The following is a 13,177-nucleotide window of genomic DNA, read 5'->3' on the forward strand; positions in this document are numbered from 1 at the left end:
AGTGCGATCGCGGCAAAATATCTAACTTTTTGTATTTGATTTTAATATTGTTGTGTGGTGCTAACTTACTTGATAGCTATAGCTTTCCACATTGCCCAGCTTCTATCCAATATATAAATATGCCAGAAACTAAATCAAGCCCTCATACACATACAGACACATCAACCGAAGCTGATACCTTAGCTGCATCTGCGATCGCCTCTTCTACTTCTCAAGAAATCTACGATGTTGTAGTGGTTGGCGCTGGGCCTATTGGGTTAGCAACTGCCATTGGCTTACGTAAACGTGGGATTAAAAATATCCTTGTCATCGATCAAACTCGCGCCTTTCGTCAAATTGGACAAACATTGGATCTTCTCCCCAATGGATTACAATCTCTCAAATATTTAGATCCTAACGCTTACGAAGAAGTCAAACAAACTGGACTTGGTTTATTGAATCCCAAGCAGTCTAATGGCCAAAAAACTCTTGAATCTACTCCAGAGCGACAATCTCCAAAGATTTCACCCCAATGGATTTACAAAAACTTACAAGGGCAGATAATTCAGTCAATCCCGCTTAGTTTTGATGATTGGTTTAAAGATTATGGCGAGGGTCGAGTATCAATTCCTTGGTACAATTTACAGACAACCCTCAGACAACTACTTCCAGAAGACCGAGTTAAAGCTAATCACCGTTGTATTAATGTTGTAAATGAGCCGGAAAAAGGTTGTGTCCGCATAGATTGTGTAGGTGATACACAAATAGAAACCAACCCCTATGCGTATTGGACAGATGGGCAGAAACATAATCACACACAGCCCCAAGACTCAGATATTTCTCCCCAAGAATTAGTAACAAAATCCATTAGAGCTAAACTAATTGTTGCAGCAGACGGCATTAATTCTACAGTTCGTAGACTGCTTTACACAGACACTCAGTACCATGATTTTGCCCGACCTGAATACTCTGGGTTTGCAGCTATATTTTGTAGAGAAATAACTGAAGTACCAAAAGAACTATTCACGAAACTAGAAGAAGATTTCTTGCAAGGCTCATCACTTGTAACAATCACTAATGATGAAATAACTGGAAATTCTATTTGTATAAATAATATTAGGATAATATTATATTCCAGACCAACTGGTGAACTAGGATACATAATACATCTTGCTTTGCCTTTAGACTCCTTACAAGGAAAGTCAGAAAGTTCTTTAATTGACTTAGCTTTGCAGGAATTGGAAAAAGCAGGTTTTCCTGATCCGCTCAAGCAATTAGTACGTTTATCTCCTCCTGCCAAAATGCAGCAGCGTCCCTACTACATTCACCACGCCACCACTTCGGACTCTTTACAAGTTTCTAACCCAACTGACCTCAATACTAAAGCTAATCCTGCCAAAATTTCACCAGCCTGGAGTGTAGGGCGAATCGTCTTAGTTGGCGATGCCGCACATGGAATGCCTCCCTTCCTGGCTCAAGGAGCTAATCAAGGTTTTGAAGATGCACTAATAGTTACAACACTCATTACTAAAATTGCTGAAGATAATAACTGGGATAATCTGCAAGCTATAGCCAAAGCCTTTGAAAAATACGAACATCTTCGTCGTCCATTGATGGCATACGTCCAAGAAGCAACATTAAAGCGATCGCCCCACTCCTCAGACACAGAGTTGCAGGAGTTCAGTCAACAGGTGTATCGCCGCAATTTCGACCAAATAATAGAGGCATTGTAGTTTACCGCCGATGAAAAATTTTGATTAGAATGCAGATGTCCACTAGACGGCAATACTGCGTAGGTTTTGAGTCGATCCCCCCACAACCCCCCTTTTAAAGGGGCTAAGAATGTCTTATTTTCCCCCTTTTTAAGGGAGACTAAGGGGGATCTCCAATGACTATGCACCTTAACCTAAGTAGTATTGCACTAGGCGGCGTGCTGTCTATCCACGTAAATCCAGAAGATAATCGATGAGTAATCAACTACAAGACTACAATCCTAGCGGCGTAGGTGAAATAAATGGCAACCTCTTAGGTTTGCCTTGCGATTATGAATCTGCAAACCTGATTGTCTTTGGTGTGCCGTGGGAAGTCACTGTTTCCTATGGTGCAGGCACTGCTAACGGCCCCCAGCGAATTCTTGATGCTTCAACTCAACTAGATTTGTTCGATTTCGATAACCCTAATGGTTGGAAGCAGGGAATTTTCATGGTGGAAATTTCCCAAGATATATTAGAAAAAAATACATACTACCGCGCCTTGGCAGCAAAAATTATTGAGCGATTAGCCCAAGGCAAAGAACTCTCAGATGCACCAGATTTAACACCTGTCCTCACAGAAATTAATCAGGCTGGGCAACAGGTTAATCAATGGCTGTTTGAAAATTGTCAAGAAGCAATTAACAAGGGTAAGGGAGTTGCAGTTATTGGAGGAGATCACAGTTCGCCGTTGGGTTATTTCCAAGCATTAGCGGCTAACTACACCAACTATGGCATTTTGCATATTGATGCCCACGCAGATTTACGCGATGGCTATGAGGGATTTGAATTTTCCCATGCGTCTATCATGTTTAATGCGATGAAAATACCGCAAATTTCCAAGCTAGTGCAAGTCGGTTTGCGTGATATTAGTCATGATGAAGTGCAAATGATAGACCAATCTGATAGTCGCATTATTGCATATTACGACCCAGCCATTAAACAAAAGCTTTACTCTGGAACAACTTGGCTTGATTTATGCCGAGAAATTATCAGTCATTTACCTGAATCTGTTTACATTAGCTTTGATGTCGATGGTTTAGATCCAAAACTCTGTCCCAGTACAGGTACTCCTGTTCCAGGTGGGCTGGAATTAGAGCAAACATTTTTTCTATTTCGGGAATTAGTCAATAGTGGTAGAAAAATTATTGGGTTTGATATCTGTGAAGTTGGTGATGCCGAGTGGGATGGTAATGTTGGAGCGCGGGTAGTTTATAAGCTGGCAAACTTAATGGATTTGTCAAAACAGAATTCGTAATTGGAACACTAATTTTCGAGTGAAAAGCCTGAAAATTGGAGTTCAGAAATCGATAGTTCCACCTTTTAATGACGATTTGCCAATTGCTTTAATCTAGCCCTACTTAATCATTTGTGAGAGATAATATCCCCGACTTCTTAAAAAGTCGGGGATGTGTGATTTTAATCCAGGGTATTAATCTTAAATGAGTAATGAGTAATGAGTAAATACCCATTACTTGTTACTTATTACTCATTACTTCAAAATTAAAGACAGTTGGAGTTGGGGATTTAACCCTAACTCAGGGTAATTCTCTAGTTAGACACTCAGTAGCAGTTTCGTCTGTTGCCATCAGCCACGATGGAAAACCCCTCGCCACTGCCATTGCCTATCGTCGATTCTGCGTAGGCGTAGCCCGTCGTAGACATCGCAAAAGCTAATTAATCAAGCTTATAAAAAATTCCAGAAATAGTTCAACTCTCATCAATATCAAATAGGGTACAATATATAACTAAATCTTCAGAAGTATTGACATCTTCACTTTTTAAACTATTCATCTTGCATATTCTGAAAGAAAGTTATAAATTATTATAATGTAGGGGAATAATCTGACCTCTTAGTGTCAAAAACTAATCCTGATCAAGTAAATATACTGCACTAGTTTTAACTTCATGCAAACCCTAAACAGCACTGAAGATATGTCTTTATTTGGTAAAGCAAAGATTCCGGGCATGAAACGGAACAACAAATAATTTAAAAATATATCTTGTGTGACTTTTTTGAAGAATCATGTTACTGCTTGCGGTGAAGAATAAGAACTATAACTCACCAAAAGAGTAATTGATTATAAACAAATTAACAATAAATAAAGCTGCTTAAATGTCAGCAGATTTATTCATTGTTGGTTGAGTAATTTTCTTCAAAATTATATTTGCTATTCCAAGAATCGTTTTTGTTATGCTGAGAATAGCAAAAATCATAAATGAAGACGCATCTACCACAAATTCACAACCTAAATGGAGCTATTCTGGCGATGCACTTTAACGAATTGGAAACTACTGAAAATTTAAAAGAAGTGGAAGAAGCGTGGCAAACACTAGAAAAATCAATTCTCTATTATCAAGGTCGCCCTGTTGGTACGATAGCCGCTTATGATTCGTCTGTAGAGGCGCTCAATTATGACCAGTGCTTTGTTCGGGATTTTGTCTCTGCTGCTCTAATTTTTCTAATCAAAGGTAGAACAGATATTGTTCGCAATTTTTTAGAAGAAACCTTAAAGTTACAGCCTAAAGAAAGGGCATTAGATGCCTATAAGCCGGGAAGAGGATTAATACCAGCTAGCTTCAAAGTTGTATCAGAAAATGGACAAGAATATTTAGAAGCAGACTTTGGCGAACATGCGATCGCTAGAGTTACACCTGTTGATTCTTGTTTATGGTGGATTATTTTATTGCGTGCTTATGTAGTCGCCACAGAAGATTTTTCTCTGGCTTATGAACCTGAATTCCAAAATGGTATCAGGTTAATCATGGAAATCTGCTTGGCGAATCGCTTTGATATGTACCCAACGCTGTTGGTTCCAGATGGTGCTTGTATGATTGACCGTCGTATGGGCATTTATGGACATCCTTTAGAACTGCAAGTTCTTTTTTACACAGCATTGCGTGCATCTCGTGAACTGCTAATTTGTCAAGGGAATTCTGATATTGTTGCAGCCATTGATAACCGATTGCCTCTTTTATGTGCCCATATTCGCCAGCATTATTGGATAGATATTAATCGCCTGAATGAAATTTATCGCTTCAAAAGTGAAGAATATGGTAAAGGCGCTGTGAATTTGTTCAATATATATGTAGACTCTGTTCCTTATTATGAATTAGATAAGTGGCTACCCAAAAAAGGGGGTTATTTAGCCGGTAATGTTGGGCCATCGCAACTAGACACTCGCTTCTTTTCACTCGGAAACTTAATGGCGATTATTTCAGACTTAGCCACCGAAGAACAGTCACAAGCGATTATGACTCTCATTGAGAAACGATGGGATGATTTGGTGGGAGATATGCCGATGAAAATTTGTTTCCCAGCTTTGGAACATGAAGAATACAGAATTGTAACTGGATGTGACCCCAAAAATATCCCCTGGTCGTATCATAATGCTGGTAGTTGGCCAGTTTTAATGTGGATGTTGGCAGCTGCGGCTGTGAAAACTAACAAAATAAGTCTTGCACAAAAGGCTATTGAAATTGCCCAAGGACGGCTGAGTACAGATCAGTGGCCAGAATATTATGACGGTAAAAAAGGCCGACTGATTGGGAAACAAGCTAGAAAATATCAAACTTGGACAATTACTGGATTCTTATTGGCAAAAGAACTAATGGCAAACCCCACTTATTTACCATTAATCAGCTTTGGTAAATTACCAGCAGAACAGGTTTCTAGAGCATGTGAGCTTGAAATTGCCAGTCTAGAGGGTTATATGCAATAATTCGTAATTTATAATGGGCTAAACGCCCCGCTCCGCTAACGTAATTCGTAATTAAAGACAATTCCAAACAGGAATTTAGACTAAACAAAGGTGATTCAACCCAAAAATTACGAATTACGAATTACTAATTAATGGGGAGTTAGAATACAAAAGCTTCGTGACTCCTGATTCATGTTTCCATGACAAACCCCCGTCAACTAGCTTTTATCGCCCTGCGAGATGTTCATAAGGGGGCTTATGCTGATTTTGCCCTAGATAGAGTGCTGCAAAAAGTTAATTTGCCTGATAACGATCGCCGTTTGGTGACAGAATTGGTTTATGGGAGCGTCAGAAGGCAGCGCACTCTTGATAGTCTCATCGATCAACTCGCTAAAAAGAAATCTCACCAACAACCCCCAGACCTTCGTAGCATCTTGCATTTGGGTTTTTACCAGCTGCGCTATCAAGAACGTATTCCGGCTTCAGCTGCTGTTAATACTACTGTCCAACTCGCTAAAGAAAATGGTTTTGCGGGACTCACGGGTTTTGTTAACGGTCTATTACGCCAGTATCTTAGAAGAGTAGGGGGGGATGAGGGAGTAGGAGAAGAAAACACTCCCTCATCTTCCTCATCCCTCCATAGAGATCCGTTACAACTTCCAGAAAACCCAGTGGAACGCTTGGGTATTTTACACAGCTTTCCTGACTGGATTATTCAAGTTTGGTTAGAACAATTGGGTTTATCTGAGACAGAACAACTGTGTGAATGGATGAACCAGTCACCAACAATTGATTTACGTATCAACCCACTTCGCACTTCCATCGAAGAAGTTGAGGCGGCTTTGCAATCTATTGGTATTTTAGTGAGACGGATTCCTCATTTACCCCAAGCTTTACGATTTATTGGTAATACTGGGTCAATTCAAAAACTACCTGGTTTTAAAGAAGGTTGGTGGACTGTACAAGATAGTAGCGCTCAATTGGTAAGTCATTTGCTCGACCCCCAACCAGGTGAGGTGGTAATTGATGTCTGTGCTGCACCAGGGGGTAAAACAACCCATATTGCTGAGTTAATGGCAGATAAGGGGAAAATTTGGGCTTGCGATCGCACTTCTTCTCGTCTTCGTAAACTCCAAGAAAATTCTCAACGCTTAAATTTACAATCTATTCAAATTTACACTGGCGACAGCCGTCATTTCAACCAATTTCAAAACACCGCAGACCGGGTATTATTAGATGCTCCATGTTCTGGGTTAGGAACCATGCACCGTCATGCTGATGCGCGTTGGCGACAGACACCAGAATCTGTCCGGGAACTTTCGGTGCTGCAAGAAGAATTGTTAACACATACATCAAGTTTTGTCAAAGCTGGGGGTGTACTAGTTTATGCCACTTGTACATTGCATCCAGCAGAAAACGAAGAAGTTATTTCGGCATTTTTAGCTAAGTCACCTGATTGGCAAATTGAGTCTCCAAGAGGCGTTGAGTTGCCTGTTTCTGCATATAGCACCCCTCAAGGTTGGTTTAAAGTCTGGCCTCATAGACAGGACATGGATGGCTTTTTTATGGTTCGCTTAAGAAAAACCAATAATTCCGAATGAATACTGTTTGGGATTGTACTATTTGGTGGAGGTCTTAATCTACCAGAGGAGGCAGCAATGGTTAGCCCTTCCAATGTCAAAAACTTAGTTAAAATCCTGATTGGAGCCGCATGGATTGATGGCATAATCCAGCCGGAAGAACGGCAATATCTCCGCGAAATAGCTCAAGCAAAAGGTTTAGCTAACGACCCAGAAATTAAACCTTGGCTATACGAATTAGTTCCTGTACAGCCAAAAGAATGCTATGACTGGGTGCGGGAGTATTTAGGCGATCGCCCCAGTCTCGAAGATTGTGAAAATCTGATTGAAGCGATCAGTGGCTTAATTTATAGCGATGGTGAAGTTGCCGTCGAAGAAGCTAGACTTTTGACGGAATTGCAGGATATAGCGAAGCCGAATGATTCAACTCAACCGACTCAGGCTAAACTTCTCAAACAAATTCAAAAGCTTTACCGTCGTTGGGTTGACGTGCAAAATTAATCATAGTCAAAAGTCCATAGACTAATGACTAATGACTAAATTATGACTTCGGTTCACCCAGACCCGGAGTTTCTTCTTTATCAACTTTAGGCACAAAATCAGGACGCTCTTTGCTTTCCCAACCTGCGGGGCGTTTAGAGTTGTACCAAGCTATTGAACCAATGGTTACAGCAGCAATAAAACCGACGACATACACCAAAGTGAAAGCAAAAGGAAACTGCCCACCACCTGTTGCGACTGAATCTGCTGCCTGCATCAATATATGCATGAGTATATTCTCCAATGTTAAGTAACACTACTTGACACACTATAGAATGAGCCTATCACTTGACATCCTCCCCTAGTTTAGTTTGAGCAACTTCATATTGCATAGAAAAGGGCAGGGGGAGCAGGGGAAGAAGAACTATTGATTATAGGACTTACGCACTGTACAAATTAATCATCGGATGAATTTACCAAAATAGGTCGTTTCAGACTTTGATTAATCGTTCTTTGATACCCGCACTGTAGGGGTTTAGCAATGCTAAACCCCTACGATCAATGTGGTTTTTCCTATCATCCATATTTGGTGTTTTCTGTCAATGCGTAAGTTCTAGATTATTACCTAATTCCCAATGCCCAATGCCCAATACCTCATAATTAATTAGAAGGTCTAAGTCTCTCGCGCCAGGATGGTTGTGGTGATGAAGAACCTGAAGAACCTGAACTACTGTCGGGAGAGGAAGATCGCCGACTTCTTCGAGGCGGGGAAGAATCAGATTCTACTCTTCTAGAACGCTGTCGGGGAGTAGATGATTCTGAAGAAGAGTTGGTGGAACTTGATTCTTCGGTGCGCTCGCGCCTTCTCCGTCTTGGGGTAGAATCGCTCGATTGCTGTTCTTCTTGAGAATAGCTCCTCCTCCGCCGTCTTTTAGATGAACCACTATCCTCAGAATTTCTAGCACTTTCTCCTTCTGAATCATCATTAGAGTCAAGAGAACGATTCAGCACTTGTTTCGGCTTGATGGACTGAGCCTTGATAGTACCTTTACGACCTTCTAACTTGGGGCGTTTGGGAAATTTTTCTACAGGCATCCCCTCTACGGCTTTTTCCATAAATTCGTGCCAGGTGTAAGCGGCGCTGCCACTGCTGCCGTCTGTGGGGTGGTTATTATCATTACCTAACCACACCCCTGTTACCATCTGGGGAATATAGCCAATAAACCACAAATCACGGGCTTCATCGGAGGTGCCGGTTTTGCCAGCAACTGGTCTATTATCTAATTGAGCAGCAGCACCAGTCCCTTCTTCTACGACGTTGCGTAGCATCCAAGTCATGATGGCGGAACTTTCAGCGTCAAGGGCGCGTTGAGACTTGAAATTAGCTGACCAAATCACCTTACCTTGGCGGTTGAGGATGCGGGTAATACCATGAGGCTCTGTGTGCAATCCCTGAGTTGCAAAACTGCCATAGGCGCTGGTTAATTCTAGTAAATTCACTTCATTTGAACCGAGAGCCAAAGAATAAGTGGGTTTAAGTTCAGATTTTATTCCCATATCATGGGCAAGTTTAATCGTTGGCGTAAATCCCACATCAATCAACACCTTCACCGCAATGATATTGACAGAACGGGTGAGGGCATCTCGGATGCTCATTGAACCGTGGAACTTTTCACTATAGTTTTTCGGTTCGTAGCCATCTACAACAAAGGGTGCATCCTCGTAGCTATCGTAGGGGCTTTTGCCGCTAGCGATCGCAGTGGCATATACAAACCCTTTAAATGTCGATCCTGGTTGCCGTTGTGCCTGTGTAACTCGATTAAACTGGTTTTTACCAAAATCTTTTCCCCCAACCATCGCCTTAATTTCACCGCTCCGGGGGTCAATGGCAACCATTGATGCTTGTTTAAAGTTCTCCCAGCGTCCTTGATTTCGCAGTGTTTTGGCAACCGCCTCTTCTGCGGCTTTCTGCCAAGCCGGGTTCAGCGTGGTTTCCACTACTAATCCGTCACTTGCCAGCACCTTAGCAGAAACGTATTTCGGTAATTCTTTTTGAATGTAGCTGGTAAAGTAGGGTGATTCTACTTGGACTCGCTTAGGTAAACTGCTTTTGAGGGTTAATGGTTCCTGAAGGGCTGCTTGCCTTTGCTCTGGTGTAATAACTCCATCCTCTTGCATCCGTTGCAATACCAGATTTCTTCGCCGGATTGCCGCTTCGGGATTCTTGTCTGGGGCGTATAAACTAGGCGCAGGAGCTAATCCGGCAATCGTTGCCATTTCTGCAAGAGAAAGCTGATCTGGTGATTTACTAAAGTATACCCAGGCGGCATCTGCCACACCATAAGCTCCACCTCCCAAATAAACCAGATTTAGGTAACGCTCTAGAATCTGATCTTTGGTTAATTCATGCTCCATTTTTTGAGCTAGGCGGACTTCCTTGAGTTTGCGCCAAATTGTCTGTTCTTGTTTCAAAAACAGAATCCGCGTTAGCTGTTGGGTGATGGTGCTACCACCTTCTACCACACCTTGCGATCGCAAATTATTCAAGCCGGCTCTAACAATCCCCTGCGGATCAAATCCGTTGTGTTGTTTAAATCTTCTATCTTCTGAGGCGATGAAAGCTTTTTTTAAATTATCTGGTATTTGTTCTAACTTTAGCTGTTCTCTAGTCGCTTCACCTTGTTGTTGTAATATGGTGCCATCAGCAGCTTTAATGGTCAGTGTTTGCTCTCTTAACACAGCGTTTAGCTCGGTCTGATTTGGCAAAGTGCGGTCTATTAAACTGATGCCGTAGATGAAGGCAACTATCCCACCACCTACACCCAAGCCCGCCCAAAACCATAAGCGACGATAGAGTGGTTTACCGCCAGTTGCCCGATTGGCCTTCATCCTAGATGGTAAAATTTTCATTTGCTCAGTAACTGCCTCGCCTGCGCCAGATGTGCCGGTGGTAAGCTCTCATTTGTTCCTCCTCATCCAGAGTCACTCCAATTAGTTGGTCTTCGCTTGAACCAGGAGGTAAGCTTCCCCACGTCAGTTCCTCGCTCAAAGTAGTAAATATATAACCACCATCAATCAGTTTTGGGGTTACAGCACCACCATTGTGTTAGTATAATATCCCATAAATAATTAACTATATTCACCATAAAATAATGTTTTTTAGATTTGGTTAATTTAGTTTTGTAAAAATATTGCAATTTTGCTAATTATTCAGAATATAAAGCTATTGGCATTTGCTGGAACAGTGCAGCGAAGTATCAGCAAAAACAGCCAAAAAACAGGTTATTTCAGGAGAGTACGATGCCTGGGTTGGACTACACGTACATTAAGCCCAGAATCAGCGCTATTGCCCTTGGTAGTAATATCGGCGATTCCCAGACAATTTTAGAAGCAGCGATCGAAACTTTAGTCCAAACGCCAGGTATTCTCTTAGAAGCCAGATCCAATTGGTACAAAACTAAAGCTGTAGGGCCACCACAGCCGGATTATCTAAATGGCTGCGTCACATTGCGGGTAGAGATGCTACCCCAGCAACTATTAGAAATTCTGTTAGGAATTGAACAACAATTTGGGCGTGTGCGTCAAGAACGCTGGGGGCCACGCACCCTAGATTTAGATTTGTTATTATTTGATGACTTTATTGTGGATACACCAAATCTCCAGATTCCCCATCCACGAATGCGGGATCGGGCGTTTGTGTTAGTACCACTGGCAGAAATTGCCGCAGATTGGATAGAACCACTATCCGGGTGTGTTATTAAAGAACTGCTGAAAGAGGTAGACTGTTCTGATGTGCATTTATTGATGGGCAATTAAAATTACCATCCTTAAAAGCAGGAGAACGCTGATTTCACCTCTGTATTCTCAGATAATCAAATTTTACTATGCCATTAGGTAGAGAATTACCACAACTGCTGAAACAACGCTTGTTTCATAAAGGACGCAAGTTTGATTTTGAAGTTAATCGCTTGCGTTTGCCGAATAAATCGGAGGGAGAATGGGAATGTATTCGTCACCCTGGTGGCGCTCTAGCTGTGCCGGTGACACCAGAAGGCAAACTTGTATTGGTGCGCCAGTATCGTTTTGCAATTCAGGGACGGATATTAGAATTTCCGGCAGGAACTTTGGAAGCAAATGAACAGCCTTTAGAGACAATACAGCGCGAAATCGAAGAAGAAACTGGCTATAGTGCCAAAAAATGGGACAAATTAGGCGAATTTTTCCTAGCGCCTGGTTATTCTGATGAGATTATCTATGCTTTTCTGGCGCGAGATTTAGAAAAGCTGGAGACACCACCAGCACAAGATGGAGACGAGGATATCGAAACCGTATTTTTTACTCCCGAAGAATTAGAGAAAGCTATTCTGGAGGGAGAAGCGGTAGATGCTAAATCAATTGCTAGCTTTTTTCTGGCGCGTCCATTTTTAGTTTAAGGGACTTCCAAATAAAAAAATATCCAACTATTTATTGTGGGGTGGGCAACATGAGCGCCTTAGATTCCGGGCGCTCATGTTGCCCACCCCACAAGATTGAATAATTTATTTATTGGAGTTCTCTAACTATCTGTTGCTTGCATAACTCTACTATCAATAGGTAGTGAAAAGTCACGCGACCATTCATTCCACGAGCCAAAATAATTTCTGGCAGAAATTCCTGCTTCTTCCAGAGCTATCAATGTATTAGCAGCCCTTGAACCCTTAAAGCAGTAAATGTATACAATAGACTCTGAAGTAATACCTACAGACTGACAAATTTCGAGAATTTCACTTGGCGATTTGAACGTGGGGATTTCCGATTCCGAATTCATCAGCCGATGCCATTCTAACCAGACTGAGTTAGGAATTCTACCTTTGCGAGGACAAAAATCAGCATGGTAGGGAGAAGAACTCAGTCCCAGCCATTCATTGCGATCGCGCACATCTAATTTTATAATTGCTGGATTGGTAATTGCTTGCAACATCTCGGCGGTAGTCACCATTATGTCAGCATTAGGATGCAATCTAAATATGCTGCTTTCAGGTAACGGAACTTCATCGGTAGTAAATAATCCTTCTGTCAGCCATGCTCTATATCCTCCCTGTAAAATAGATACCTCAGTGCAACCCAAATACTTTAGCAAAAAAGCTGCTCGACAAGATTGACCATAACCTTTATTTAAGGCATCTTCATAGACAATTAATCGTTCTACACCCGATATTCCCAGCTTGCTCATAATTTCTGCAAAATACTCTTGTAATTCCTTTAAACCTGCTGGGTTGGAATTCTCTAAAAGATAGGTGAAAAAATCTCTAATATTTATGGATGTAGGAATATGAGAAATAGCATAATCTTCAGGAGTTCGCGTATCGATAATGACAGCCCGTGATGACTTTTCTGCTAACAGGGACGTGACTTCTTGAGGAGAAATGAGGAGTTTTGTATTCACGCTTTCATGCTTCTGTTATCGTCCTATTAGGGATTATCGCGCTCGATAGATTTGCATTTTGGAATGCAAATCACAGAAGAGTGAATGTTGAATGTTACGAGGGAACTTTTGTGCCTGTGTTGTTTTAAAATCAAGGTGAGGATCTAAAATTTACACATATAGGATAACCATCACTACCACATTCTTCTGAAACCAGTTATGATGAGGCGCTTACAACGGAATGCTTTCCCGATCTCGATTGCTATGTATAAATAATTGCTA

The 13,177-nt window shown here is 41.6% G+C and carries 10 protein-coding genes; 7 read left to right on the top strand and 3 right to left on the bottom strand.

All coding sequences use genetic code 11. From position 1 onward, the window contains the following. The first annotated feature begins 119 nt into the window (after positions 1-119). The 5 genes from V7K38_RS04480 to V7K38_RS04500 all read left to right on the top strand — a co-directional run bounded on the left by V7K38_RS04480 (position 120) and on the right by V7K38_RS04500 (position 7,512). Positions 120-1,712: an FAD-dependent oxidoreductase gene (locus V7K38_RS04480; protein ID WP_334855771.1), complete on the top strand. Its 1,593-nt coding sequence runs from the start codon at positions 120-122 to the stop codon at positions 1,710-1,712. Positions 1,713-1,944: 232 nt separating this feature from the next. Beyond that, positions 1,945-2,988: an agmatinase SpeB gene (gene speB, locus V7K38_RS04485; protein WP_334855773.1), complete on the top strand. Its 1,044-nt coding sequence runs from the start codon at positions 1,945-1,947 to the stop codon at positions 2,986-2,988. 1,012 nt (positions 2,989-4,000) lie between these two features. After that, positions 4,001-5,452, top strand: coding sequence for a glycoside hydrolase 100 family protein (locus tag V7K38_RS04490; RefSeq protein ID WP_334855861.1), 1,452 nt, complete (start codon positions 4,001-4,003; stop codon positions 5,450-5,452). A 179-nt stretch (positions 5,453-5,631) separates the two neighbouring features. Beyond that, entirely contained in the window at positions 5,632-7,032 is a 1,401-nt protein-coding gene (locus V7K38_RS04495) for a 16S rRNA (cytosine(967)-C(5))-methyltransferase (protein WP_334855774.1), read from the top strand. Between the two features lie 57 nt (positions 7,033-7,089). Continuing rightward, positions 7,090-7,512, top strand: a complete 423-nt coding sequence (locus V7K38_RS04500) for a tellurite resistance TerB family protein (protein ID WP_334855776.1) — start codon at positions 7,090-7,092, stop codon at positions 7,510-7,512. Between the two features lie 40 nt (positions 7,513-7,552). Here the strand turns inward: V7K38_RS04500 and psb35 are convergent, their stop codons facing one another. Then, positions 7,553-7,780, bottom strand: a complete 228-nt coding sequence (gene psb35, locus V7K38_RS04505; RefSeq protein WP_322720528.1) for a photosystem II assembly protein Psb35 — start codon at positions 7,778-7,780, stop codon at positions 7,553-7,555. 371 nt (positions 7,781-8,151) lie between these two features. Next, positions 8,152-10,380, bottom strand: a complete 2,229-nt coding sequence (locus V7K38_RS04510) for a transglycosylase domain-containing protein (RefSeq protein ID WP_334855777.1) — start codon at positions 10,378-10,380, stop codon at positions 8,152-8,154. Positions 10,381-10,791: 411 nt separating this feature from the next. Here V7K38_RS04510 and folK point away from each other — a divergent pair, with 411 nt between their 5' ends. Together folK and V7K38_RS04520 are read left to right on the top strand one after the other, a co-directional pair. After that, positions 10,792-11,307 carry a 2-amino-4-hydroxy-6-hydroxymethyldihydropteridine diphosphokinase gene (gene folK / locus V7K38_RS04515; protein WP_334855778.1) on the top strand — a complete coding sequence of 172 codons (516 nt, stop codon included), beginning with the start codon at positions 10,792-10,794 and terminating at the stop codon, positions 11,305-11,307. A gap of 68 nt (positions 11,308-11,375) precedes the next feature. Beyond that, positions 11,376-11,924 (top strand): NUDIX hydrolase, encoded by a 549-nt coding sequence (locus tag V7K38_RS04520; protein ID WP_334855779.1) that lies wholly within the window; start codon positions 11,376-11,378, stop codon positions 11,922-11,924. A gap of 122 nt (positions 11,925-12,046) precedes the next feature. Here the strand turns inward: V7K38_RS04520 and V7K38_RS04525 are convergent, their stop codons facing one another. Then, positions 12,047-12,916, bottom strand: a complete 870-nt coding sequence (locus V7K38_RS04525; protein ID WP_334855780.1) for a sulfurtransferase — start codon at positions 12,914-12,916, stop codon at positions 12,047-12,049. Between the last annotated feature and the right edge of the window lie 261 nt (positions 12,917-13,177).

Source organism: Nostoc sp., from assembly GCF_036917465.1.
Lineage (GTDB): Bacteria > Cyanobacteriota > Cyanobacteriia > Cyanobacteriales > Nostocaceae > Nostoc.

What these genes read in the sequence shown, in the direction of transcription:
- V7K38_RS04480 (WP_334855771.1), top strand. Translation starts at nt 120, where the DNA reads ATGCCAGAAACTAAATCAAGCCCTCATACACATACAGACACATCAACC.
- speB (WP_334855773.1), top strand. Translation starts at nt 1,945, where the DNA reads ATGAGTAATCAACTACAAGACTACAATCCTAGCGGCGTAGGTGAAATA.
- V7K38_RS04490 (WP_334855861.1), top strand. Translation starts at nt 4,001, where the DNA reads ATGCACTTTAACGAATTGGAAACTACTGAAAATTTAAAAGAAGTGGAA.
- V7K38_RS04495 (WP_334855774.1), top strand. Translation starts at nt 5,632, where the DNA reads ATGACAAACCCCCGTCAACTAGCTTTTATCGCCCTGCGAGATGTTCAT.
- V7K38_RS04500 (WP_334855776.1), top strand. Translation starts at nt 7,090, where the DNA reads ATGGTTAGCCCTTCCAATGTCAAAAACTTAGTTAAAATCCTGATTGGA.
- psb35 (WP_322720528.1), bottom strand. Translation starts at nt 7,780, where the DNA reads ATGCATATATTGATGCAGGCAGCAGATTCAGTCGCAACAGGTGGTGGG.
- V7K38_RS04510 (WP_334855777.1), bottom strand. Translation starts at nt 10,380, where the DNA reads ATGAAGGCCAATCGGGCAACTGGCGGTAAACCACTCTATCGTCGCTTA.
- folK (WP_334855778.1), top strand. Translation starts at nt 10,792, where the DNA reads ATGCCTGGGTTGGACTACACGTACATTAAGCCCAGAATCAGCGCTATT.
- V7K38_RS04520 (WP_334855779.1), top strand. Translation starts at nt 11,376, where the DNA reads ATGCCATTAGGTAGAGAATTACCACAACTGCTGAAACAACGCTTGTTT.